Origin of the sequence: Bacillus sp. B15-48 (assembly GCF_016879755.1) — a bacterium.
GTDB lineage: Bacteria > Bacillota > Bacilli > Bacillales > Cytobacillaceae > Mesobacillus_B.
Window position 1 is genome coordinate 467,519 of sequence record NZ_WOFU01000003.1, and the last position, 25,140, is coordinate 492,658.

Annotated in this window: 20 protein-coding genes and 1 pseudogene; 1 reads left to right on the top strand and 20 read right to left on the bottom strand. The window is 39.4% G+C overall.

Going from position 1 to position 25,140, the window contains the following annotated elements:
• Window positions 1-9: 9 nt before the first annotated feature.
• The 3 genes and pseudogenes from GNT69_RS12730 to GNT69_RS12740 form a co-directional block, all read right to left on the bottom strand.
• A pseudogene (locus tag GNT69_RS12730) lies at window positions 10-1,476 on the bottom strand (IS1182 family transposase); the annotation flags it as partial.
• Between the two features lie 503 nt (window positions 1,477-1,979).
• Entirely contained in the window at window positions 1,980-3,179 is a 1,200-nt protein-coding gene (locus GNT69_RS12735) for a DUF4085 family protein (RefSeq protein WP_203555329.1), read from the bottom strand.
• A 20-nt stretch (window positions 3,180-3,199) separates the two neighbouring features.
• Entirely contained in the window at window positions 3,200-4,678 is a 1,479-nt protein-coding gene (locus GNT69_RS12740) for a YcdB/YcdC domain-containing protein (protein ID WP_203555330.1), read from the bottom strand.
• 233 nt (window positions 4,679-4,911) lie between these two features.
• Here GNT69_RS12740 and GNT69_RS12745 point away from each other — a divergent pair, with 233 nt between their 5' ends.
• Window positions 4,912-6,180 carry an MFS transporter gene (locus tag GNT69_RS12745; RefSeq protein WP_203555331.1) on the top strand — a complete coding sequence of 423 codons (1,269 nt, stop codon included), beginning with the start codon at window positions 4,912-4,914 and terminating at the stop codon, window positions 6,178-6,180.
• Between the two features lie 85 nt (window positions 6,181-6,265).
• On the opposite strand, the gene GNT69_RS12750 is transcribed toward GNT69_RS12745, so the two are convergent.
• The 17 genes from GNT69_RS12750 to GNT69_RS12825 form a co-directional block, all read right to left on the bottom strand.
• Entirely contained in the window at window positions 6,266-7,450 is a 1,185-nt protein-coding gene (locus GNT69_RS12750; protein WP_203555332.1) for an acetyl-CoA C-acetyltransferase, read from the bottom strand.
• A 269-nt stretch (window positions 7,451-7,719) separates the two neighbouring features.
• Window positions 7,720-8,382 carry a 3-oxoacid CoA-transferase subunit B gene (locus GNT69_RS12755; protein WP_203555333.1) on the bottom strand — a complete coding sequence of 221 codons (663 nt, stop codon included), beginning with the start codon at window positions 8,380-8,382 and terminating at the stop codon, window positions 7,720-7,722.
• Complete coding sequence (locus GNT69_RS12760; protein WP_203555334.1) at window positions 8,366-9,052, bottom strand: CoA transferase subunit A; 687 nt, start codon at window positions 9,050-9,052, stop codon at window positions 8,366-8,368. Before GNT69_RS12760 ends, GNT69_RS12755 begins: the two co-directional genes overlap by 17 nt.
• A 186-nt stretch (window positions 9,053-9,238) precedes the next feature.
• On the bottom strand, window positions 9,239-10,123 hold the full coding sequence (locus GNT69_RS12765; RefSeq protein ID WP_203555335.1) for a VOC family protein: 885 nt from the start codon (window positions 10,121-10,123) through the stop codon (window positions 9,239-9,241).
• A 182-nt stretch (window positions 10,124-10,305) separates the two neighbouring features.
• On the bottom strand, window positions 10,306-11,880 hold the full coding sequence (gene mhpA / locus GNT69_RS12770; RefSeq protein WP_203555336.1) for a bifunctional 3-(3-hydroxy-phenyl)propionate/3-hydroxycinnamic acid hydroxylase MhpA: 1,575 nt from the start codon (window positions 11,878-11,880) through the stop codon (window positions 10,306-10,308).
• A 333-nt stretch (window positions 11,881-12,213) separates the two neighbouring features.
• Window positions 12,214-13,191 carry a fumarylacetoacetate hydrolase family protein gene (locus GNT69_RS12775; RefSeq protein WP_203555337.1) on the bottom strand — a complete coding sequence of 326 codons (978 nt, stop codon included), beginning with the start codon at window positions 13,189-13,191 and terminating at the stop codon, window positions 12,214-12,216.
• A gap of 346 nt (window positions 13,192-13,537) precedes the next feature.
• Window positions 13,538-14,326, bottom strand: a complete 789-nt coding sequence (locus GNT69_RS12780) for an enoyl-CoA hydratase/isomerase family protein (RefSeq protein ID WP_203555338.1) — start codon at window positions 14,324-14,326, stop codon at window positions 13,538-13,540.
• Window positions 14,327-14,365: 39 nt separating this feature from the next.
• Entirely contained in the window at window positions 14,366-15,574 is a 1,209-nt protein-coding gene (locus GNT69_RS12785) for an acyl-CoA dehydrogenase family protein (RefSeq protein ID WP_203555339.1), read from the bottom strand.
• 384 nt (window positions 15,575-15,958) lie between these two features.
• Window positions 15,959-16,678 carry a FadR/GntR family transcriptional regulator gene (locus GNT69_RS12790; RefSeq protein ID WP_203555340.1) on the bottom strand — a complete coding sequence of 240 codons (720 nt, stop codon included), beginning with the start codon at window positions 16,676-16,678 and terminating at the stop codon, window positions 15,959-15,961.
• Window positions 16,679-17,035: 357 nt separating this feature from the next.
• Window positions 17,036-18,019: a TAXI family TRAP transporter solute-binding subunit gene (locus tag GNT69_RS12795; protein ID WP_203555341.1), complete on the bottom strand. Its 984-nt coding sequence runs from the start codon at window positions 18,017-18,019 to the stop codon at window positions 17,036-17,038.
• A 108-nt stretch (window positions 18,020-18,127) separates the two neighbouring features.
• Complete coding sequence (locus GNT69_RS12800) at window positions 18,128-20,077, bottom strand: TRAP transporter permease (RefSeq protein WP_239094222.1); 1,950 nt, start codon at window positions 20,075-20,077, stop codon at window positions 18,128-18,130.
• Window positions 20,078-20,242: 165 nt separating this feature from the next.
• On the bottom strand, window positions 20,243-21,139 hold the full coding sequence (locus tag GNT69_RS12805; RefSeq protein WP_203555343.1) for an NAD(P)-dependent oxidoreductase: 897 nt from the start codon (window positions 21,137-21,139) through the stop codon (window positions 20,243-20,245).
• A 1-nt stretch (window position 21,140) separates the two neighbouring features.
• A complete protein-coding gene (locus tag GNT69_RS12810) occupies window positions 21,141-21,923 on the bottom strand; it encodes a hydroxypyruvate isomerase family protein (RefSeq protein WP_203555344.1) in 783 nt (260 codons plus the stop codon).
• Window positions 21,924-22,519: 596 nt separating this feature from the next.
• Entirely contained in the window at window positions 22,520-22,819 is a 300-nt protein-coding gene (locus GNT69_RS12815; protein WP_239094188.1) for a hypothetical protein, read from the bottom strand.
• A gap of 54 nt (window positions 22,820-22,873) precedes the next feature.
• A complete protein-coding gene (locus GNT69_RS12820; protein WP_343206494.1) occupies window positions 22,874-23,899 on the bottom strand; it encodes a DnaB helicase C-terminal domain-containing protein in 1,026 nt (341 codons plus the stop codon).
• On the bottom strand, window positions 23,886-24,137 hold the full coding sequence (locus GNT69_RS25495; protein WP_239094189.1) for a DnaB-like helicase N-terminal domain-containing protein: 252 nt from the start codon (window positions 24,135-24,137) through the stop codon (window positions 23,886-23,888). Before GNT69_RS25495 ends, GNT69_RS12820 begins: the two co-directional genes overlap by 14 nt.
• Window positions 24,134-25,111 (bottom strand): DnaD domain protein, encoded by a 978-nt coding sequence (locus GNT69_RS12825; protein ID WP_239094190.1) that lies wholly within the window; start codon window positions 25,109-25,111, stop codon window positions 24,134-24,136. Before GNT69_RS12825 ends, GNT69_RS25495 begins: the two co-directional genes overlap by 4 nt.
• Window positions 25,112-25,140 lie beyond the last annotated feature (29 nt).

Below are 25,140 nucleotides of genomic sequence, written 5' to 3' on the forward strand. Positions count from 1 at the left end.
CTCTTATTAAGCGGATACTATCGCTGCTATCCGCTTAATATTTACTGCAATGGCAGCTAATTTAGATTGTTTAGACACGCTTAATAGACCATATCCCCTTGCTCGGGATAGGCCATGGAAACGTTTGAGTTCCGCATTTTCCCCTTCGATGGAAGCTCTTTTCTTATATTTTTCTTTAAACTCTTCTGTCTTTTGATATTGAGACATTTCGTAGAATTCTGCCGTATTCATACCAACGGTTAATATTCTACGAGCAGTGTTTTTTGCGCACAAATCATGTAAAGGGCATTCCTTACACTGTTTAATGTCAAAGTAATATTTATAGCCCTCTCTTACACCGTCCTTTCTTTTAGACGTAAAGTGTTTCTTTTTGACTGTTGTGTTTCCTTGACTGCATTGCCATTCGTCAGCGTCTTTGTTATATGAAAATTCTTCTTCATCAACACGGTAAACGGTAGAGCTGACAGGAATAAAAGGTTTAGCTTCTATCGCCTGGACTTCGTCCAGAATTGGCTTTCTAAAGTACGCTTTATCTCCATACACTTCTTTAACTTTCACGCCACCTTTTTGTGTTTGGTCGAGCATTTCTTTTGTATGACTACCATCTACATTAGAACCATCAGCTGTTCGAACCGAAGTAATAATACGTTCATCTGTGGTCATCATAATCTCTGTTTTATATCCGAAAAAAGATTGAGTTTTGCTTTTACGTCCTACCCTTGCATCTTCATCGACAATGGAACGGATTCCTTTTTGATTAATGAACTTTGGGTCATAAATAATGTCTTTTGCTTTTTGAATCCACTGATTGGTTAGTTCTTCATTGTCCGTGGTTTGCTTTTCAACTAACTCAATGACTTCTTCTAAATAAGATTGCATCACAGCTTTCGCTTCACGGTGATCGGCTATTTCCTTATAATTCGGTACTTCAGGCAAATTTTCAATCTGCTGTTCTGTTTCTTTTTCATATGTATAAATAATCATTCTGGCTAGGTGTTTCATTAAACGTTCAGGCGTTTTCTTAATCGTATTGGCCATAATGTGAGTGGCATCTAGACTGACACTACTCCCTTTTAGAATTCCTTTTTCTACACATTGTCTAACCATTTCCGTAAGGATATCATCGAGTGTGTCGTCGCCAAGACGGTGTTTTCTAAATTTTGAAAGTAGACTTTTATCTGGTAGGGAATCTTCTGGATTGATGCCAATAAAGTACATATAAGCTAGATTTAAGCTAGCTTCCATTCGAATCTTTTCATCTGATAAATTATATAAGTGTTGCAGAAAGAGGAGTTTACACATCATTTCTGGTTCTTTTGCCGGACGTCCGAATTCTTTGCAGTAGGTATCTTCTAATAAAATATTAATAAAACTAAAATCAACGACAGTAGAGATGACTTTAAGGATATGATTTTCTGGAATTTTATCGTATAATACAGAGTGAAAACTATATTGCTTTGGATCATTTCGAAGCATGAAAAAAACCCCCTAATGGTTTGGTATTTGGTCGTACTAATTATACCATTTAGGGGGTTTTTTCGTTATCAATAAAGTAATAGATTTAGTGATTGACTTTAATAAGTTTTCCGGAGGAAAACAGTAGACTTTTTCACCAGTCTCGGTACGTCCCTATGCTCCACCTCCTATGCTCCACCTTGATTAGTGCTTTTTTCCCTTTTAATGATTGCATCTTGAACATCCCTTCATAAAAAGTACGTTTCCCCCATTCTAACGATTAATTTTGGTTAGTACAAAGCATACGCAATCCCATGGGTGATGATGGAATAATTATGAAGAGATCAGCCATTGCAGACGCGAACTATTTTTATATATAAACCTTGTAATTTCACAAAAACAAATCTATTTCCCTGAAGTAAGGCTAGCCTCAAACAGATCAATAATGGCCAATAAGCGTTCGACCTCGCGAAAAGTGTGGTCCGCAAGCTATGAAAAAACCATCCTACCAATGAAACTTTCAGCTACTCAACCAAAGTCTTGAACTTTCCAATGACGGCTTCTGTTAAAATCCCTTCTTTATGGAAATGACGGGTATAAACACTTAAGATCATTTCATTTTCTTCGGTTACCTCGATTTCTAGCAATATCCTATTGATGATGTCCGCTAGCTCTCTCGGATTTCTATACATCGTATTCCATGCTCGAACTTGCCATGCTAATTCATCACTTAATGCGGCTTGCTCAAGATCTTCGGTTGGCACAGGTTCGTTCGCTTGTGCATAGGGATCTTCATATATGTCTGTGTAAATAAACTCAATCGGATTGCATTCTTCTATATCGTAGGTAAACCGCTCATTTCCAACTATAACAACCAGTTCCTTGGCTCCGTACCCAATCTTCCCGTTTTCTAAGATGATTTTATCCTTCAAGGATTGAATGGTACACGTCACATCGGGGGTTATGAACCAATAAGTTTGATCTACATTTAGTTGTTCCGTATATTCTGTTAAAGAGGTTTCCTCTAGCTTGTCTTCATCTCTCAATCTAAAAAAGAGACTAGGGCGATAATAATAGCGAGCATCCATATCCTCCATTGAAATTGTCCATTCATCTTCGGGACTTTCAAACAATACTCGGAACGCATATCCATTATTTGTTTTCTGTAATTCGTCATAAACCAACCATTGCCCAATCTCAATTGGTTGGTCGCTATCTTCCGAGACAATCTTTTTAAAAATAAAATGAATCAACGCTTTCGTTGAAAATCCACCGTCCGTATTTAGGTAAAGGTGAAGACTGCCCCCTTCCCTTTCGATGCGCTCAATCGTCGAATCATGCAAACTTTCCGCAAAGATTTCCTGAACGGTAGCTGGCAAGGATGTCACAGCCTGCATCGTCTGCTCATAGGCAGCATCCAAAATTTGTTCGAATTCCTTATCATTTTCTCTCATCCATTGTAAATAATCTTCGCGAACCGATTTTGGCAAGGTATGCTGATTCAATTGCCCATTTTCTACATAAGATATGAAACGACTAGGCAAAATCTGAAACAATTCACTTTTCACTTCTTCAAGCTCGGCTGTTAAACGCCCCTGTAGGTCTTCCCCCTCTTCCTCTGCTTCCCTTAAGATCATTTCCCATTCTTCATCCGACTCATGAATCGGCAGGAGATTACATTTCAAAATTTTTTCTTTCGCTTTTTTTGACAGATTCCACCTCAAGCCAACTCACCTCCCTTATTTTAAAAAAATTGCGCATCTCCAATGTCGACATACATCGCTTTGCCTGTAATTGCATCAATCGAACGGACATGACCAGCGGTTTCTGGGAAAGATGGACCATAGCTTAATGTATAGAGTGCTTTATAGTTTTCATCATACTCGCGGACAAATAATAACTCCATCTTAAGTAGGTCCTTGTAGATCCTTTTCGCTTCTTCTTGCGAAATCACTGGTTTGCTAGTAAGTTGCTGATAATCAGCCTCTTCTAAAACATTCAATTGAAAATGATTGACCTTGCCTGAATGATTTCCAATCCCAATGATGGATACACAGTCGTCTACTCGAACACCGTTAAACATGAGATGAAAATAGAACGTATAATTGTCCTCCAACTCATTCTCACCTTCGAAGATATCTTCTCCACCTGTTTCCTCTAGTTCTTCTACAAACGAATCCGCGACCTCTTCGCAATCCTCCTCTTCAAGAAAGGCTTCATCATCGGCTTCCTCGACATGGTCCTCTAGCACTTCGAGTCGAAACCGTTCATCTGTATCAGGAAAAAGTTTGAACATGACATCCAACGCTTTTTGTTTAGCGGCTTCAATTCCCATTTCATTGTCGTTCTGGTCAGCCTGTTCCCCGCTAGTTACTTGCAGAAGATGTCCACTTTTTTGATCAAAACAGAGCTTAATTATATGAGAATCTATTTCGTTCAGATCGCTATTCACAGGCCCGTTCGCATCCCGTAAGGACCAGATTTCAGTCCGCTTATTTCCTTCCTCGATTGCTTTCAATTTTTTATGCCTAGCTGTTAAACCGATTAACATATAGAGATCATCCTTTGGGGCACCCTGCGGAGGGATAGGTTTCCAGTCAATTTCCTCTCTCAGTACAGCTGGCTCACGCCCATCAGCTGGGATATCAAAAGCATGTTCATTCACGCTGTACGCGAGATGAATTTGATTGTCTCCGTTTTTAAAAATCTCCTGATCAAAATTTGTAATATTAAGTTCAAAGTTGAGATGGTCCATATACGTTTCAAGAGCCTTTTCTTCAGAAATAATCGTTTCAGGATAGATGATTTGATAGTCCTCTTTTTCATAAAAAAACTGTTGAACTCTTCCATATGTTGAAACGGAGACGGTAAATCCTTCGCTACGTAAAAACAGGCCGTATTGATCCTCTCTTTTTTCATAGGAAATCATATAAGAATTATCTAATTCAATCATTGCAGAAAGTTCATATTCCTGCTTTTTATCAGGATGAAAAGTTTCAATAAATTTATCTGCAATCGAAACAAGCTCCTGCTTAGGTAAATTCCCCGCCTCTGCTTCCCCCTCCATAGAAAAACTAGCTAACTCGCCTTGTTCATTCAGAGTGTACATGCCAATTTGTTCATTTGTATTTTTATCAAACAATTCATAAACACCATAATCGGCATACGTTTGATAAACCTCCACAGGTAAAAATGGCTGTAGCCTATGTAAAATTGACTCCATCTAATTCTCCTTTTTGTCAGTTATGTTTTTATGTTACAAAAAAAAGTCCGTTCCCCGGTGAAGTAAAGCTTTACTATGTCGGGGACTCACCCCAAAAACCCAAACCTTGTTATTTAAGGCACTAGTGTTCAATTGAGATAGTATGATTGCATGAAAGTTGTTATTTCTCTTTTAAAGGACTTATTTTACACTATAATTACAGTATATAAAAAATAAAGAATCGCGGGTGGCCTATGAAACGTATTCACTATAGTTGGTTTATTCTTTTTATTACATTTTTTTCTATTATTGTCGCCGGAATTGCCATCTCATCATCAGGTGTTTTTATCGATTCTTTCGAAACCGAATTTGGCTGGGATCGGGCGATGATTGCACTCGCTTTTGCCATCAGCCTTTTTTTATATGGGATATCAGGCCCATTCATGGCAGCATTATTAGAAGTGACTGGGTTAAAAAAAATGATGATAGTTTCAATGGTTACCTTGCTGGTAGGTCTCATGCTAACGTTAATCATGAACGAGGCTTGGCAGCTGGTTATCATTTGGGGCGTGATCATTGGACTAGGAGCGAGTCTATTTTTAACGGTCGTCAGTCCTTATGTGGCGAATCACTGGTTTGCGAAAAGAAGAGGTCTGGCCGTAGGAATTTTAACAGCAAGTACAGCGACAGGTCAGTTAATCCTCCTTCCTGTCTTAGCAACGATCATTGATCTTTATTCTTGGCGCCCAGCCATTGGGTTAATTATGGCTCTTAGTTTCATCATGCTGATCATCATCCTATTATTTATGAAAAACAAACCAAAGGATGTTGGGGTTCTTCCATATGGGCTCGAAGAGGAAATTCAAGAGAGCCATAAAGGTAAAAAGGAAAATCCGATTGTTATCGCTTTTAATGGCTTATTTAAAGCTGTGAAGGTGAAGGAATTTTGGTTGTTAGCGGGGAGTTTCTTTATTTGTGGGTTTTCCACAAATGGATTAATTGGTACACACTTTATTTCTTACAGTATTGGTTTTGGAGTCCCATTAGTGACAGCCGCTTCGCTTCTTTCTTTTATGGGGATCTTTAACCTAATCGGAACAACCCTATCCGGGTGGCTTTCGGATCGTTATGACAATCGCTGGCTATTATTTTGGTACTACGGTTTAAGAGGGGCTTCGCTTGTGTTGCTTCCTTATGCATTAATCGAAGGTTCGATTGCGCTGCTTGTTGTTTTTGCAGTGTTTTATGGATTAGACTGGATTGCAACCGTCCCGCCAACGATTAGTATCTCAAGACAAATTTTCGGTGTTAAAACAAGTGGCATCATATATGGTTGGATATTTGCTGCTCATCAGGTGGGCGCTGCGGCAGCTTCATATGGCGGCGGTCTAATTTATCAATATTTCAATACTTATACTTTCGCGTTCCTCATGGCAGGAGTTTTCTGTTTATTCGCATGTCTGTTTGTCATGAGTATTAAAAAACCACAATCAAGTCAATTAGCTAAAGAAGCAACACTGTGAAAAAAGGGAAAAAAGGGTCAGTCCCCCGGTGAAGTAAAGCGTTACTTCGCCGGGGGACTGACCCCAAAAACTGCGCTCTGTTTCATCAGATTTGTGCATTTTCTAAAATAATGGCAATGCCTTGTCCGCCACCAATACAAAGAGAAGCTAATCCATATTTAACATTTCTTTTCTTCATTTCAAGTGCTAAAGAATAGGTAATTCTTGCCCCGCTCGCCCCTACAGGATGGCCTAATGCTACAGCCCCTCCGTTCACATTCACCTTTTCCTTATCGACTCCTAACTCTTTAATGACAGCGATTGATTGTGAAGCAAATGCCTCATTAAATTCGAACAAACCAATTTCTCCTAAGCTTAAGCCAGCCTTTTCTAATGCTTTTTTGCTTGCTGGTACAGGTCCAATTCCCATAATGCTCGGGTCAACCCCCGCAATCCCCCATGATACGATTTTCGCAAGCGGCTTTAAGTCATGTTCATTCACATATTCTTCAGATGCGACTAACACAGCAGCTGCACCATCATTAATTCCGCTCGAGTTCCCCGGTGTAACAGTCCCATCATTTTTAAAAGCAGGGTTCAATTTTGCTAACCCTTCTACAGATGCACCTTCACGAATATGCTCATCCGTATCAAAAATGACTTCCTTGCCTCTTCTACCTTTTATCTTAACCGGAACAATTTCCTCTGCAAATCGTCCGCTATCTCTTGCTGAAATCGCCTTTTCTTGTGATTCCACAGAAAACTGATCCTGGTCTTCTCGGGAAATTGAATATTTTTCAGCTAAGTTTTCAGCTGTCATTCCCATGCCGCAGCCAACATAATTATCTGTTAATGTTTCCCATAACATATCATCCACTTTTGGTGCCTTATTCGGTGAACCGAAGCGCGTACCTCTTAATACATGCGGCGATAAGCTCATATTTTCGGTTCCTCCAGCAACAACTACTTTTGCATCCCCAGAAGTAATGGACTGTGCAGCAGATACGATTGCCTGCATGCCCGATCCGCATAATCTATTAAGGGTAAGTGCAGATGATGACTCTGCCATACCACTTTTCAAACCGATATGTCTGGCTAAATAAGCAGAGCTGCTACTTGTATGAATAATATTTCCAAATATGATTTCATCTACATTAGAGGCTTGAATTCCGCTTCTTTTCAATGCCTCTTCCGTTGCTACTACACCCAAATCAATATCGGATACATCTTTTAATGCCCCGCCAAAAGTACCAAAGGCTGTTCTTGCTCCGTCAACAATATAAGTTGCCATTCTTTTTCCTCCCTTTTTTTATTACATGGCGCCGGCTACTTTAAATACCTCCTGTAATACCCTCTGCTACATCTGATGCTAAAAAAGCGCTAGGAAGCAACTTCTTCTCGTTCAATAAAACGATTCATGCTTGCCTTGGATACAGATTAGCCCTTGAGCGCTCTTTATCCGGCATCCCTTTATCTGTTAAACTATCAAGTTGCTTAACTAGCAATGCTATTCACACTGGACCAGGTAAACTTTGCTTGTCCAAAGGTTGCCCTTCATTTTCACTTATTACTTAGGAGCGCTAAATCATTCAAATACTCTAAGTCAAAGCCAACCTTTTCACTTAATTCTTCTATTGAAATATCCTGCAATATTTCTACGACTTTTACACCTTCATCCGTAAATGTAAAAACTGCGTAATCGGAAACAAATAAGTCTACTTTCCGAATTCCGCTTGTCTTATAGGTTAATTCCTTAACTAATTTAGAACTTCCATCTTTTGCAAACAGAGTAGCTGCGACAATCACTCTCTTGGCACCTGCCACCAAGTCCATCGCTCCACCCACGCCTAAAATCGGCTGATTAGGAACGGCCCAGTTGGCAATTTCGCCATGAACATCGACCTGAAGTATACCTAGAACGGCTACATCAACATGCCCCCCTCTAATCAAAGCAAAGGAATCCGCACTGCTAAAAAATGATGCGCCTTTTAAATAAGTAACCGGCTCTTTCCCAGCATTAATTAAATCAATATCTAAGCATTCCTCTGTCGGAGGAGGTCCCATCCCTAATAAGCCATTCTCCGTTTGTAAAAAAACCTGTTTATCACCTAAATAGGTAGTAACCAAAGTAGGAATGCCAATTCCTAAGTTAACAATCTGTCCATCTTCTAATTCTTCGGCAATTCTTTTTGCAATGATCAGTCTTTTATCTTGACTCAACATACTCACTCCCTACTTTTGAATATTTGCTTTGGATGACGTAATCCACATACGCATGCGGTGTCACAATATACTCAGGATCAAGCTCACCCACTTCAACAATTTCATCCACTTCGGCGATGACGATTTTTCCCGCTGTAGCCATCATCGGGTTAAAGTTTCTAGCTGTCGTATGGTACATTAAATTTCCCAGTCTATCTGCTTTTGCCGCCTTGATTATGGCAACATCCCCTTTAATGGCTTTTTCAAAAATGTATCTCTCGCCATCAATTTCTCTTTCCTCTTTTCCCTTGCTTATTTCAGTACCAACGGCTGTTTTTGTGTAGAAACCTCCAATACCGGCACCGCCGCAGCGTATCGCTTCCGCTAACGTACCTTGAGGCAGTAATTCAATTTCCAGCTCGCCCTTAGACCAAGCAATCACTGCTTCTTTATTACCCGTAAAATAGGAGCCGATGGCTTTTTTGATTTTTCCCTGCATGAATACTTTATGCAAACCTTGTCCACTGTCCCCTAAATTATTACTAACTACCGTTAAATCACGGACATCCGTTTCCAATAGTTCATCAATGATTGTCAAAGGTGAACCTGATAATCCAAATCCTCCAGCTAAAATAACATCACCGTTCTTGAAATACTTTCTAATTTCACTAGACTCAATGACTTTGTCCATTATTACCCCTCCAGTTCCTAATCAAGCGCTATGTTTTTTTGGTAATAACCCGCGTTACCAAAAATTCACATATAAAATTTAGGGGAATTGACTATTAAGTCCAATCCCCCGTAGTTCTCTTTTTCTCGTATTCTCAAAATAATCGAGGATCACCTAGACAATCCTTTGCTTAAGAATTGGAAGTCGTTAGATCTTTGCCAAATTGAATTCAAATTCAGTTCCCCAAGAACTTAGGCCTTCCCATGTTCTAGGTTTTAATGGTAACTCTTGATGCCATGGACGCGGTTCGAAAATATCGAGCTCTGGAATATACACATCCATGTCTGTATATAACTCAATTACATTTCCATCTGTATCATAATGATAAGTCGCAATATTATGTCCAGCCGTGTGGCGTGATGGCCCCCAAATGACAGACAGTCCTTGTCTCGCAAGAGTATCGGAGCTTGCATATTGATGACCAGCATCTTTTAATTGATAGGCGATGTGATGCAATCGCGTTTCATCTGATGCGACAACATTTAATACATGGTGTTCATAATTACATGTTAAGAAGTTTGCGAATTCTTCTCCGATTTTATCTGTACTCGTAAAACCTAAGGCATTACGGTAAAACTCAATCGTTTCAACAAAGTTTTTTGCATAAAAGGCAATATGTCCTAGTTTAAGAGGAAGAATACCTGACGTACCAAAACCAACGACCGGTTGATCGATTTCAGTAAATAACTCCACGATATTTCCTGCTGGGTCATTTAGTTCTAGGAATCTTGAAACCCCTGGTTTTCCGTCTACTACTAAAGTTGAATCAAATCCTTGAGCTTGTAATTGTTTTTGTACTTCTTCCAATGACAATTTCCCATCTAATTGATAACCGTAGCTACGAATTCCCTTTTGGTTACCTGGTGTAATCACAATATTATGATGATCCACTCCATTGCTCAAATAAGTAACTCCATCTTTTTCTTCTGTAATACGATATCCCATTGTAGTTGTATAATAATCGACCATTTTTTCAGGTTCTGGTGAAAAGAAATCTGCATATGCTAATCGAAATACTTTTACTTTTGACATCGTAAATTCCTCCTAAAATGTTTTAAATAAACGAACAATTAAATGATTATAAGCAGAAGTTTCAACATCTTTTTTCAGACATGTTATAATAATCGTTATAGGTTTTCCAAGGCCTATTTTTTCTTGGTTGGTTTTGTCCGCGAAACAATCCAACCTGACGCAGCGGTCCATGTTTTAATCTTTTAATTCATGGCTGCTGTGTTCATAAATGTTGCCATCTGTTTCTTTAAATCATCTACTAGTCCAGAAAGGTCGGACAACTCTCCTACGCTCCCGAAATAATAGAAATCAGGACGTACGATTACTGCTTCTATTTCATTTTGATAGAAATACTCACGATACTTGCCATTCACATCTACAACGACATCTGAATCATTCTCAGAATCGGCTATTTCTATAAAGGTAGCACCCATTTTTTCTAAAAACTCAACTTGCTCCTTATTTAAAACTGTTTTCGGGTTGCTAACTGGGCTAATCACCATCCAGCCAGTGCCAACAACGTCATCAAACAAACCTGTTTTCCCTTGATACTTCACTTCGCTTTGCAGAGAAAGCTCACCAGCTAACTTACTGCTTTCAGCTTGCTGAGAAAGGATTCCACCTTCTAAAATTGGAAATTTAGGGAATGGTGGTACTTCTCCGTTAATGAAAGCTTGATCTCTTTCTTCAGCCTTTTTCGGATCCGCTACACAAATGATATTGCCTAAATAGATGGCTGCTTCAACGAGTTTTTGATTATGAGGTTTGCGCTCTTCTGTATAGGTTTCTAAAAGACTGTCATTCACTGCTCCTCGTAAAATCAGATCAAGTTTCCAGGCTAAATTGGCTGAGTCACGAAGCCCTGAGCACATTCCTTGGCCCATAAATGGTGGGGTTAAATGGGCTGCATCTCCGGCAAGCGTTACTCTACCTTTTCTCCAATTATCGGCCCACCTAGCTCTAAACGTATATAACGCTTGGCGTTCTAATCTAGCGTTTTCCGGTGTGATATCCCATGGTTGTAGTAATTTCCAAGCATTTTCTTCCGTATTAAATTCTTCTTTACTTTCACCAGGAAGAATCATAAATTCCCAACGTCTCCTACCATACCCACCTGAAGCGACTGTCGTTGGCCGAGCTGGATCACATATTTGGAGATTCATTGGGCTAAACGTTCTTTCTTCTTTCGGGATAATATCAACAACAAGGAAATCTGAATTAAAGTCTAAATCTGTCATTGTAAGTTCACTATTTTCTCGAACAAGGCTTTGGGCTCCATCACAACCTACAACATATTTGGCATGAATCGTTGTTTCTTCTTCATTCAAGTCTTTCACAACGAGCTCAACATGATCATGTAATTCCCTTAATCGAACGGCTTCCATTCCAAGGTTGACACTTACATTTTCTTGTTCACGGCATGTGATATCCATCATTGCTTCTAGATCAGGTTGATTGAAAAGCATATCTGCTTGCCAGCCGGAAACTCCAAACTGTGACCAATCAATTTTTAATAGTGGGATACGATCCGCGTTCTGCCATTCATAAAAATCAGGAACAGGTTGTAAAACCTTCTTCAGTTCATCTGTCGGAACAACGGATTGTAGAAGTCTAGCAATCTCGTGATCCAACTTTATCGCACGCGGTAATGGATAAGGTTCCGCGTGTCTCTCATAAATCCCTATGCTCCACCCTTTAGACCCGAGTAATGTTCCTAATAACTTTGCCACTGGACCATAGCCGACAATCGCAACATCTACATTTTCCTTTTTCATCATTTTTCCTCCAAACTAAAAATGAACACAGCAATGAAAGATTTAATTTTTATTGCTGTGTATTAATTTTGTATGCGTTTGCATTTTTATAAAAATATTATAAATTCATTAAGTGAAATAATATGCTGAGATAAAGCGAAACTTCCATCAGAGGGGATTTTCTTCATCCCCCTCTGATGGTTAGTTGAGCCAATCGGGCATTTACTGGCAGTTTATCCCCCACTTGTCCTTACTCGTCTCGTCAGACTGAAGTCTTTAAGTGGGGATTTTACTGCCAGTTAATCTGCGATAAAATTATTCAAACCTAAATTTTATCTCAGCACCTAGATGAATCAATTAAGAAACAGTTACTTTACTTGGAACTACTTTGTTTACCTGTTCACCAAGATCGATAGTTCCATCGGCACTTTTAATACTGCAGCGGATGACATCCCCATCTTTTAGATAATTACTAAGCTTCGATTGACTTTCTAACATAGTGTTGTATCTCTCTTCATATGGAGTCGTTAGATCTGTCACTTTACTCAATACATCAGGTGATAGATTCATTGCAACGCCACCTGTAGTACCAGTAACGATTAAATCCCCTTTCGAGAAATCCATAATCTCGGATAGCTCTTCAATGGTTTCAGCCGGTTTAAATAACAATTGATCTGTGTTAGCTGATTGGCGTAGTTCATCATTTACCCACAATTTCACTTCAAGATCGTGAATGGATGCGACCTCCTCTTGATCAAGCAAGTAAAAATACGGTCCAGTCGGTCCAAATGTCCGGTAGCTTTTCCCTCTTAACCATTGCCCTTGAGAAATCTGTATATCCCTTGCTGAAACATCATTGAAAATAACTAATCCTGCAACAAATTGATGAAGATTTTCTTCTGTTACCTCTACTGGTCCTGTAATCTCGGTACCAATAATCAAACCTACTTCAATTTCATAGTCTAATAATTGTACATGGGCAGGGCGAATAATTTCTGAATAGGCTCCACAAAGAGAACTATCTGCTTTACTGAATAACAAGTTAAATGGAGGTTTTTTAGCATCCATTCCTGATTCAGCTCTATGTGAGGAATAGTTTGCACCTTGACAAACGATTTTTGTCGGAGTTGTAACTGGACTTAAAAAGGTTACCTCATTTAGTGAAACTTTTTCACCATTTTCTTGTTGATATACATTTCTTGCCTCTTCTTTTCCTTCTTCTAAAAATTGAGCAAGAGAAGTATACTTTTCATTTAAAACGAAGATATCTTCCCCTTTGACAACACCCCATTGCTCAACATTATCTTTTTCAAATCTTATAATTTGTAATCCCATTATAAATTCCTCCCGTTCTTAATAATCTATTTCATAAAAACTTACGAGTAATTAAATCTAAAATAAATATTATTTATCTGATTATTATAATAAATCATATTTATTTTCATGTCAACGTATATTAAAAATTTTCTAAATATATTATTTATTCCAAACCTTGTGTTTTTCAACTTGCGGTAAACCGAATTTTCCAGCTTCTTTTGATGTCACCCAAGAAGCTCATGCTAAGATACAGGAGTTTGGTGTAAGTAATGCTCTCATCAACATTTTTACATGATTGATCTTACCGTTCCGTTTATTTTCTTAGTAGTTGAACAACTTGTTTGATAGTTATTTAGATATTACCCTATCCCTTAAAAAAGTCAGCCTTGCGCTTTTCTAAGAAAGCAGAAATCCCTTCTTTTCCCTCTTTACTACTTGCTCTTTCAGCTAGTAATAAAGACTCCTTGCTCAATTGGGACTCAAGTGTCTCTTGTAGAGAATGATAGAATAATGTCTTTGTTTCTCCGTACGCATTCATTGGTCCATTTGCGAGTGTTTCCGCTAAAGTAAGAACCTCTTCCCTTAATTTTTCTTCAGAAGAAACATGATTAATAATTCCCCATTCACATGCTTCTTTTGCATCTAAGCCTCGATTGGTATACATTAACTCTAGTGCACGTTTCATCCCAACAATTCGCGGTAAGAAATAACTACCTGAACCATCAGGGGTTAATCCAATTCGATTATAAGCCATTACAAATTTGGCACTTTCAGAGGCAAATGCCATATCACAAGCACAAACGAGACTCATTCCAGCCCCTGCAGCTACCCCATTCACTGCCCCGATAAACGGTTTTTTCATTCTAACAAAAAGGGAAATCGCCTGATGCAAATAAGCTGTTACACTTTTCAAATGAGCACTAATTGCCTCTCCCTCTTGTGCAAAACTTTTTAAATCTCCTCCGACTGAAAATTTATTTCCAGCACCTGTAATTACAACCGCTCTTATTTCTTCACTCTCTGAACATAAAATCGCAATATCCATCAATTCCTTTGCCATCTGTAAATCGATTCCATTTCCAACTTCCGGACGATTTAACGTGACAATTCCAACATTATTTTTAATAGTTAACAAAACGGAGTTGTTTTCCATTTTAAACGCTCCTTTTCTAATTTGAAAATTAAACAAAAATTAAACAAGAACTGTATTGGGCTCCTGGCCACAAAGAATCCGTCCATATAACTCAAAGTTTGTTGAAGGAACAAGAACTCCGTGATTTGTTGCACCGCGTGCATCACGAACAATTTGTGATAGAAGGTTATTTTCCGCAATCAACGACCCGCCACCTTCCGATGCAAGAATATCGATGGCATCCCAGCACAATCTAACCGCATAGCCGGAATCCATTCGGACACGGGCTCTTGTATGAAGATCCATGTATTCACCACTCGCAGCCCATCGATCAATATCATCGGCAGCACGGTAGACATGCAGAAATGCGGAGTCAATTTTCATTGCCGCTTCGGCTACTTTTAGATGGGTAACGGTCGCTTCAGCTTGTGATGTATGCCAAGTGTATTGAATTTTCCGATTGGGTAGTTTTTCCAAAAAAACTTCCAATGCAGCACGGGCCATACCTAGAGGAGGCGATAACAAAACAAGGGCAAATACAGGTACCAAAGCCGAATGATAAAGTGTTTCTTCCTTGCTATAACCTGATTGATACTCACCAACAATTGCCTTTGAAATCGAGACTACCCTCCGTTCAGGAACAAAAACACCCCGAACCTCGAGACTGTTACTTCCGGATCCACGCAGACCCGTAGTGTACCAATCGTCCTTAATCTCGATATCCTTCATTGGAAGGATTGCCATCCCTTGATCGATAATTTTACCGTTCTCATCCACGATTGGAATACCAAGAACTGCCCAATTTGCATGTAGGGAACCCGATCCAAATCCCCAAAATCCATACTCAATCACATAACCTCCTTCAACACGACGAACCTCGCATTTTCTCGGTTCAAGTACCCCACAAGTACGTGCTTCTCCATCTCCAAAGACTTCCTGTTGCACATCCTTTGGGAACAAGGTAGCAACAAGCCAGTTACATACGTTAGTCAATGTCGTAACCCAGCTAGCAGAACCATTTCCACTTGCTATCTCAGAATTGACATCAATAAATGTACGGAAATTTACTTGGTGACCGCCAAAAACTTTAGGTACTCCCAACTTGAATAACCCTGCCTCTTTAAAAGCTTCAATTGTCTCTTCTGGAATTCTGCGAAGGTCATCAATTTCTTTTCCTTGTGCACGTAATTGTGGAACAAATCCAGCAGCACGTTTTACTAGTTGCTCGGCCTCATTGATTCTGTCTTTAACAACATTTTCATTTATCATAATATCCACTCCCCTTATAAAATTTAATTTTCAATATAAGAACATCACTTTAATTTCTTATTTCCTTATTACTAATAAATACGCACCGTTTTTTTAATAATCAGATAATTAACAGCGGTTTCATTTAGACTAATCATATTTACACAATGTCTATATTAATGCGATTTCTTATTTTGATGTTAAGGGTTGCTGGGATTTAAAGTAAACTAAAGCACTTGACGAAATCCCAGCTTTGTTACATGAATTTCGAATATTGTTCCTTTACTTAGTACTACTTGGTTACTTGTTCATCTAGGTCGATCGTTCCTTTATATTTGATACCAAATAACATCGAAAACCCATTTTTTCATTCCGCTCAATTTTTTAATTACCTGCACAAATAGTTTAGGAATGATCATTATAAATAAATTCTATTATTCTCATTACATCCAAAATTAAATTAGTCATTTCTGCCTGGGCTTTTTCCCCATCACGCGCAAGAACCGCTTCGTAAATAGAGCGATGTCTTTTTAACGCTTCCTTCGTGGGTCCATCAAAAGATGATTCCTCAAATTTTTCAGTTGCTTGTATAGTTTTTTCACGGCTAAGTAAAAGTGCTTTGCTAAGCGTTCTACCAGTATTGATGATTAGTTCATTATAAGAGGCATGTAAGATACTTTCATGGAAATCAAGATCGGCGCTTGCCCATGCCTCTTTATCTCCAATCGATTGCTCGAGTCGATAAAAAGCATCCGTTATTTTAACCATATCTTGATCCGTGGCCCTTTTAGCTGCTAATGATGCTACCACCGGTTCTAGCCCAAGTCTTACTTCTGTTAAATGCAACCAAAATTCCTTATTATTATTTTCAATTTCCCAAGTTAATATATCAAGATTCCACCATTGCCAATCTAAACGTGGCAGTACAATGGTCCCAGACCTTTGATTAGACCTTACAAGCCCCATAGTAGCTAAACTCTTTAGAGATTCACGGACAACAGTACGACTTACTCCATGAATTTCACTTAAATCTTCTACTTTAGGTAATATCTCACCTGACGCATACTCTCCAGTAACAATTTTCTTTCCAATAACTTCAACCAGTTCTTCACTTCTATTCTTCATAAAAAGCATTCCCCCTATCTCCAATCCATAATCTTACCATCAAATCATTATAATGGTAATCGTTTTTATAGGATAGAAGATGAAACGATTATAAATTCAATCCACTCCCGGAAACGCTTCCATTTATTATTTTTTACACCCCCTAAAAAATAATAGTTGATTATTCCCTCGTTATAAATATTATTTATCTGATTATTATAATAAATAATATTTATTAATTAGTCAATTATTTTTTTCTAAATTTTATAAATATTCTTTACACAGTAAAAAGTAAAAAGTAAAAAGGGGTCAGTCCCCCGGTGAAGTAAAGCGTTACTTCGCCGGGGGACTGACCCCAAAAACACAAAAACACTACTCTTATTCTAAAACTCCTTGTTCCTGATAATATTTTTCAGACCCTGGATGAAGTGGGATGTCCGCTAGCTCTGTAACAGCTTCCTCCAATTTCATCTGTTGAACAATTGAATGAGTCTTTTCTAGTTCTTCTAGGTTTTCCCAGAATGTTTTCGTTAGTTCATAAACGGTTTCGTCTGAAACAGAGGCATCTACTAACAGCAGCATTTTAATTCCCAATGTTTCGACGTCTTCAGGTTGATTATCATACGTACCTGCTGGAATCGTCACTTCTGCATACCATGGATATTGATCTTTTAATGAATTTCTTATATCCTCTTCAATTCCAATTAGTTTTCCGCCAGCTGTAGACGTCATCTCAGTTACAGCAGCAGTTGGAAGGCCCGCTTGAATGATTGCTCCATCCACTTGCCTGTTTCTCATCAAGTCAATGGCTTCTGTAAACCCAACATATGTTTCTTTAATATCATTAGGATAGTTGATTCCATATTCAGGAAGGATAATACTTGATTCCACTTCAGGTGTACTTCCTACAGCACCTGGAACAAAGTTTTTCCCTTTAATATCAGCAATCGACTCAATTCCAGAATCTTCACGAACGACAAACTGATTTGGGTTGTAATATAAACCAGCGATCACACGCACATCTTCATACTGACGACCTTCAAACGTGTTCTCTCCATTAAAAGCTTCCCAAACAATCCCTGCAGTTGCAAACGTAATCTGTGCTTCTCCATCTTTCATCATGTTCAAATTGTCGACGCCACCGTTCGATGCTTGCGCTGTCACACGAACGTCATCGACTTGGTTGTTCCAAATATTTGCCATTGATGCTCCTAACGGATAGATGGTACCAGTTGTCCCAGCCGTTGGGAACCTTAATTCCTGTCTTGAGTTGCCACTTCCATTTGATTCATTGCTCGAGCAGCCGGCAATTACCAAGATGCTCAAGAGTGAAAGAAGTAATCCTTTGTAAATGTTCTTCATGTTGTTCCCCCTATTTTTCTATTTATAATAACAACCACTCGTGAGGAGCATCTATCTGATTCCCCACGAATGATGTCTACCCAAAATCGAATCCATTTCAAACATTGTTTATTTAGCAACAGGTTCTGTCGCATCTATCTTTACGTTGTTTTTCTTCCTCGTAAAAAATTGCCACACAAGAAGTAAGATAAATAATCCTCCACCAATCATATCGGACATTAGTGTTGGATCAATCATTAAAATCGAAACCGTAAAGAGGAGGATTCTTACAACTATATTGATCCGCGTAAACAACCATCCTTGTAACCCGGCTGATAACGCCATGACCCCAAGAGTGGCCGATAAAGCAGCAATCACAAAGTCCGTTGTAACATGGCCATCAAATAATAAAATCGGATCAAAGATAAAGAAAAATGGCATGATAAATCCAGTTAACCCCAATTTTACCGCTGTATAGGAAACCTTCGTCTGATTTGTATTGGCAATCCCGGCAGCCACATATGAAGCGAGCGCGACTGGTGGCGTGATGTTGGACAAACAAGCGTAAATGAGCACAAACATATGAGCGGCAATTGGCGATACACCCAAGTCAATTAAAACTGGGGCAGAAACGGTCGCCACAATCACATAAGCTGCCACACCAGGCACGCCCATACCTAGTACAATACTCATCAGCATCACCAATAACCCGGCAACCAACAAGCTATCGTTTACCGATTCTAAAATCGTATAACCAAGTGTTAAACCAAGACCTGTTAACGAAACGGTCCCGATGACAACCCCGATTGTTGCACAGGCAACCCCTACACCAATCGCCCCTTTTGCTCCTTCCTCGAGAGCCTGAATGATTTTTTTCACACCCATTCGCGTCTCTTTTCGCAACCAGCTTGCGACAACACTGGCAATGATGGAGAACACAGCAGCATAAATTGGTGTGTATCCTGCAAACAACAACCCTATTAAAACGATTAACGGAATAAGTAAATGTCCTTGTGTTTTTAAAACTTGTACCACATTTGGAATGTTCTCTTTGGAAATTCCTTTTAAACCTAATTTCTTAGCTTCAAAGTGAACGATTAAAATCAATGTTAAATAGTAAAGAAAAGCAGGAATAATCGCCGCAAGCATGATTGTTGTATACGGAACACCTAAATACTCGGCCATAACAAAACCTGCTGCACCCATGATAGGTGGTGCAAATTGTCCACCAGTGGAAGCAACTGCCTCCACCGCGGCAGCAAATCGAGCTTTATAGCCATTTTGCTTCATGAGCGGAATCGTAATCGTCCCGGTTGTTGCCACATTCGCGATTGCACTTCCGTTGATCATTCCCATCATACTGCTCGCCAGCACCGCTACTTTAGCGGGCCCTCCTGGAGAACGACCTGCAATCGTTAACGCTAAATCATTAATAAATTGGCTAAAGCCACTTAATCGTAAAAACGAGCCGAATAAAATGAATAAAAAGACAAAGGTCGAGGAAACGCCGATGGCAATCCCGAAAATTCCCTGGCTTCCCCAAAACATGAATTCTGTCACACGTTTGATGGAAAAGCCGCCATGACCAAAGTCACCAGGTATGTATACGCCCAAGAAATTATAAAGAAGAAAAATTAGAGCCAGAATCGCAAGGTTTCCAACGACACGGCGAGCCGCTTCAAACACTAGCAAAATCCCAATTGCCCCAAACACATAGTCGAGTGTTACTAGGTACCCGCCCCTTAAGGCGATTGAACTATAGTTTACTAACAGATACCCAAATGAGATGATACTCAATAAAACTAAAACGAGATCGAAGAGTGGCGGTCTGTTTATTCGATTAGAAAGCGATTTGCGTTCCTTTTTGTTGATTGGATATAAAAGAAACGTAAAGATTAATAGAAAGATAATATGGATTGCTCTGAGACGCATCGCATCTAAAATCCCAAAGCCTGAAGTATATAATTGAAATACAGACCAGATCACGGAAAGAAAAACGATGATGAGACTCATTTTCCCAGCATAATTTCTAACCGTGTGATGAGCCTTTTCCTCAATAGGCAATGATTCTCCATTCATTTTCAACCTGCTGTAGCCTCCTTTGATGTTAAGTTAGTGGTTCGACGCGTTAAAGTATGTAAATAATTCAACCTATCTTACCGAATTTTGCACATTGTGTCAATTTTACTAGTTATGAAGATTGAGAATACTTTAGACGTTTTAGAGGACTAATCCCTTCGTATACTACTTTAAATCCTTTTTTACAATCACTTCGCATTTTACTTCTAGTGGTTGAATCACGGCCGACATATCTAAATCCTTTAAGCCTTGCTGCACAGCGGTTGCAAATGCTTGCTCTGCCATTTGACCAGTAAACTGCTCTAAACCTGCCTTTTCAAAGAGCTGATTAGCCAAGCGAACATCTTTATGAACATATTTCACAGCTCCACCTGGTTCGAATTGACGATCCAAAACATATTCCTCCATATGTCTCCGCAAAATCCGGCTATCTCCATAACTGACTTTTAAAACGTGATAGAGTTGTTCAGAATCCAATCCATAGGCGGCCCCAGTGACCATTGCTTCGGAAGCAGCGAGCGAATGAACAGCAACGAGGTACTGATTAATGAGCTTTGCAATGCTCCCAGAACCAGAAGGACCAAGATAGGTAATGTTCTCACCCAGAATGTTTAAGACGGCGGAAACCGTTGTGAATGCCTGCTTTTCTCCGCCAACCATAATGGTGAGCGTTCCCGCCTCAGCTCCTTCAGGGCCGCCACTCACAGGTGCATCTAAATACTGAATACCCTTTTTTCCCGCTTGAGCGAAGATGGTTTTACTCGTATCTGCTCCAACGGAAGTAAAATCAACGCAAAGCGTTCCTGGACGAGCATGTTCTAAAATTCCGTCTAAGCTTGTGTAAATTTGTACAACATCATCTGGCATCGATAAACAGGTACAAATGATGTCACTATCGTTCGCGAGGTCGGAAATGGTTTCTGCAACACTCGCCCCTAGCTTCCGCAGCTGTTGCGCCTTTTCTTTCGTGCGATTGTAAACCTGAACCTCATAGCCATTGTCGAGAAGTCTTTTGACCATTCTCGAGCCCATCACTCCAGTCCCGATAAAACCAATCATCATGCTAGTTTCCTCCATTCTCTCTCTCGAAAAGCCATTTGAAGCTTTCTTCACTTTGTTTTTTAGGCGTGTATTCTAAACCGATATAGCCATCGTATGTATCATTTAAATATTGGAAGATAGATTGATAGTCCAGCTTGCCTGTTCCGGGTTCATGTCTTCCCGGAACATCCGCTATTTGTACATGTCCAACTAACTCACGATATTGTTTAAATAACGAAAGCGAATTTCCATGAATTCGTTCGATATGATAGAAATCAAATTGAAGTTTTACATTTGGTAAATGGACCCTATCTATGATTTTTGTAGCCTGTTCTAAATGATTTAAGAAATAACCCGGCATATCAAAATCGTTAATCGGTTCCATAAGCAAAGTTATGTTATGCTTGGCAAACTCATTAGCGGCAAACTTTATATTTTCAATGTAGGTGTTAAGCGCTTGTTGATCTCCGAGGTCTGGTGTGACACCGGCCATACAATGAATCCGGCTAACTTTTAAAGCTTTTGCATACTGGATACCTGTTTGCACAGACTGACGGAACTCTGTCACGTGGTTCGCATCAACAGCTATACCACGATCTCCCACGTCCCAATTCCCCGGAGGCAAGTTATGAAGAACCATTGATAATTGGTGTTGCTCAAGCTCCCGCTGAATCTCTTCTATTGAATAGATATAAGGAAATTGGCATTCAATAAACGAAAATCCAGCTTCACGGGCCTTTTGAAATCGCTCCATAAACGGAACTTCTGTAAAAATGGTCGTCAAGTTAACAGCAAATTTATTCATCACAACCTCCTGTTCTTTCCTTAGTGTAAAAGGATAAAAAAATCTATTAAAACTGAGTTTTCTCTCTATTTAACATAAACTTCTGCCCCAATAATGACAAGCCTGTTTTTAGTGATTAGGCGAGAACCCTCGTGACTTTAGTCATGAGTTGTTAACATTTTATCGTGTCTAGTTATTTTTTTGTTCCTTATCTTAATTTTTAGGCTCTGTTATAACTGCATGTTGATTCACTGTGTTTGAAAAATAAACGGAAAAAATCCGCTTAAATTGGGAAATACCCTAATTTCCCTAAAAATAAAGGGAGTTTTTCCGGTTATATGATCAAAATCTTTTGATTTTGTCTTATTTAGAGCAGTTAACCGGAATATCTCCGCTTATATCTGCTTCTTAAGCCCCCAAGAGATACATTAACCGGAAATTCTCCGCCTATTAATTTTTATACAATGACATTGGGGTCAGTCTCCGCCATACTTACTCTCCCTTCGTAAAATACCCCGCAATCGCTGGAAGACTCTCGAATTCCTTCCTCATGTCCCGGAACGAAATGACATCATTTCCTCTAAAAAACTCAAAATCTAGTGAATATTCGTGACAGTTTAATGGGGGTTGCTGAAAGGTTTTCGTATAGAATTGGATGGCCTCTCGCTCACTGCTGGCAAAGATAAAGGTAAAATCCTTTGAGTCATTTTTAAAGAATAAACACCGATCTTACGAAATTTTAAGACATTGTTTTCAATTAGTTCCGCTACTTTCTGGTGATCGGCTTGATTAAAATCTAAGCGATCAATCTTGTCATCTAAAGAAATTTTCTGCTCAGCAAGTAAATGGTAGAGATAATGGGCGAGGGAGGATTGTTCATAAGTGATCGAATCTAGGTAAACGTCTTTTATAAGCATATGAGTACACCTCAATTGAAAATTTTTCTATCGTACGATTTTTTTGTTAAATCGCTATGCAAGGATAAGGTTTGGTTCTTTTTGGTCCTCAATCCTCCCTGTATGTTCATTGTAATTTACAGCGACCATTCCAACTGGGCCGTTTCGGTTTTTCGAGACGATGATTTCAAGAGAATGATTCTCGGAATCCTTATCATCATACGCTTCACGGTACAAAAACAAAATGACATCAGCGTCCTGCTCAACACTGCCCGATTCCCGAATATCAGACATCATCGGTCGTTTATTCGCTCTCGATTCGACCGAGCGATTGAGCTGCGCCAAACAAATGACGGGGCAACGATATTCTTTCGCCATCGTTTTCAGCGATTTGGATATTTCCGTTACTTGCATATGCGAATTCCCGCTGTAAGATTGACTAGATTGGATTAGAGTTAAATAATCGATAAAAACAATCAGTTTCTTGTCTGGAAATTGATGCATCAATTTTCGCGTTTTCGCTCTCATTTCGCCAATGCTTTGGCCAGCTCCATCAAATATTTGAATGTTGGTTTCCGTGAGATCGCCAATCACACCTGCCCAGTTATCCTTTTGCTTTTGAGTGAGCATTCTTTTTGGATCACGCATTTTTGCTCGGTTAATACCGCCTGTCGAAGCGATTAAACGAGAGGTGATCAGCTTTTCAGGCATTTCCAAAGAAAAGACGAGTGGTAGGAACCCGGCCCAACCTGCCATTTTTGCAAAATGAAGCATCACGTCGGTTTTTCCCATCGATGGTCTTGCTGCTAGAATTGTTACCTCCCCGTCTTGAAAGCCTCCGGTCACTTCATCGAGCTTTTGAATACCAGTTGTCGCACTATCTACATGAATTTTATCTTCCCAAGGTGCTTCATAGATTTCCGTCAACGCCTGTTGGATTGACGTATGATCCTCCAATTGCACTTGGTTAATTCTATCCAATTCGGCTACTACTTTAGCAATCTCCCAATCATTCATCGCTGCTCGATTTATAATATTACGCTTTTCCCGCTCCTTCCACAGTTCCAGAATGAGCTTCTCTGTATCTTCAAATTTCTCCACATCCGCAAATGATAACAGCTCCAGAAAGGTAAGACATTCCACCTAGTGATTCGAGGTCCGGCACGGTTGTAAAGTGAAGCAAATCAATCTTCTTGCCCGTTCGGCTTAACTCCAGCATTTCACGCATGATTTCTTTATGACGTGTACTTTCTAGCTGTTCAGGTTGAATCACGGTATCTTTAAGCAAATAATCCGCTTTCATCAGGCTACCTAAGAACGTTTTTTCAACGATACTCATGATTCTTCACCTGCTGTAAGATCGAGTTTAAATTCAGCTGGAATCGCTCTTCCGGCAGGGAACGATTGCGTTAATGGTCTGGATTTATGCTCAGGTTTTTGGTTTTCCTGATAGGAATCAATTTCTTCGACCGTCAGTAACGATTCATTTTCCCAGTTTTTGAGAATCCCAATAATATAGTTCAGCCTTCGCTTGTTATTGGCACAGGCAATATTCATCGCTTTTATAATCACTGCTTTTGGCTGTAAAAAGCAAGAATCCTCTAACCACGACAACAACTGCTCTTTTGCATTCACATTCGAAAAACCAAACCCATTGGAATCCCAAAATTCAATGATTTCTTTCACTTCTTCTGTTTTTTGAATACTTTGCGAGGGGTTCTTTGTATCTGAATTATTCTCTATACTTGGGTAAAAAGCTTTTTCTTTTTGTTTTTGTTTTTCTTTTTGCCCACGTATCGTAAAATGGCATGGTGACGTCTCGTTCAGTTCATCCTCTTCCGTTAAAATTGGATCGTATTCCTCTTCGGCTTTTTCAACAAACAACCTATCTTGTTTACAAAACGATTCATAGAGGCTGTTAATTTCCTGTTTGTGAATGGATTCCGCAACATATTCGATGAGCGATAGATCCTCCACCTCTTTTAATTCAGAAGAAATACAATCCATGATCGGTTTCCCGCCTTTATGGAGATTCTCTTTTCCCCAGTTTTTAATTGCGAGTTCTCTAGTTTCGGGATTGTAACGAATCAGCTTGTGATGCAGGGTGAATCGCTCCATTAACGCCTGAACACTCTCAATTGAATAGCCCAAATCAAATGCCATTTGTTTTTTCGTAATTTTATAGATTCCGATTTGGGTCGTTTGCGGATTCGTAAGCAGATAAAGGTAAAAGTATTTGTCCTCTGGGCTCATCTCTTCCATCACAACCGGATTCTTCCAAAACTCAGTACGCACCATTCGATATTTAGCCATCCTTAATCACGATCCTTTCAATTATGAAA

Coding starts and splice junctions, on each gene's coding strand:
- mhpA (WP_203555336.1), bottom strand. CDS start 11,880: ATGATGAAAAAGGAAAATGTAGATGTTGCGATTGTCGGCTATGGTCCA.
- GNT69_RS12760 (WP_203555334.1), bottom strand. CDS start 9,052: ATGGACAAAGTCATTGAGTCTAGTGAAATTAGAAAGTATTTCAAGAAC.
- GNT69_RS12825 (WP_239094190.1), bottom strand. CDS start 25,111: ATGGCTAAATATCGAATGGTGCGTACTGAGTTTTGGAAGAATCCGGTT.
- GNT69_RS12800 (WP_239094222.1), bottom strand. CDS start 20,077: ATGAATGGAGAATCATTGCCTATTGAGGAAAAGGCTCATCACACGGTT.
- GNT69_RS12775 (WP_203555337.1), bottom strand. CDS start 13,191: ATGGGATTACAAATTATAAGATTTGAAAAAGATAATGTTGAGCAATGG.
- GNT69_RS12755 (WP_203555333.1), bottom strand. CDS start 8,382: ATGTTGAGTCAAGATAAAAGACTGATCATTGCAAAAAGAATTGCCGAA.
- GNT69_RS12745 (WP_203555331.1), top strand. CDS start 4,912: ATGAAACGTATTCACTATAGTTGGTTTATTCTTTTTATTACATTTTTT.
- GNT69_RS12780 (WP_203555338.1), bottom strand. CDS start 14,326: ATGGAAAACAACTCCGTTTTGTTAACTATTAAAAATAATGTTGGAATT.
- GNT69_RS12810 (WP_203555344.1), bottom strand. CDS start 21,923: ATGAATAAATTTGCTGTTAACTTGACGACCATTTTTACAGAAGTTCCG.
- GNT69_RS12795 (WP_203555341.1), bottom strand. CDS start 18,019: ATGAAGAACATTTACAAAGGATTACTTCTTTCACTCTTGAGCATCTTG.
- GNT69_RS12815 (WP_239094188.1), bottom strand. CDS start 22,819: ATGCTTATAAAAGACGTTTACCTAGATTCGATCACTTATGAACAATCC.
- GNT69_RS12785 (WP_203555339.1), bottom strand. CDS start 15,574: ATGATAAATGAAAATGTTGTTAAAGACAGAATCAATGAGGCCGAGCAA.
- GNT69_RS25495 (WP_239094189.1), bottom strand. CDS start 24,137: ATGAGTATCGTTGAAAAAACGTTCTTAGGTAGCCTGATGAAAGCGGAT.
- GNT69_RS12740 (WP_203555330.1), bottom strand. CDS start 4,678: ATGGAGTCAATTTTACATAGGCTACAGCCATTTTTACCTGTGGAGGTT.
- GNT69_RS12765 (WP_203555335.1), bottom strand. CDS start 10,123: ATGTCAAAAGTAAAAGTATTTCGATTAGCATATGCAGATTTCTTTTCA.
- GNT69_RS12750 (WP_203555332.1), bottom strand. CDS start 7,450: ATGGCAACTTATATTGTTGACGGAGCAAGAACAGCCTTTGGTACTTTT.
- GNT69_RS12805 (WP_203555343.1), bottom strand. CDS start 21,139: ATGATGATTGGTTTTATCGGGACTGGAGTGATGGGCTCGAGAATGGTC.
- GNT69_RS12790 (WP_203555340.1), bottom strand. CDS start 16,678: ATGAAGAATAGAAGTGAAGAACTGGTTGAAGTTATTGGAAAGAAAATT.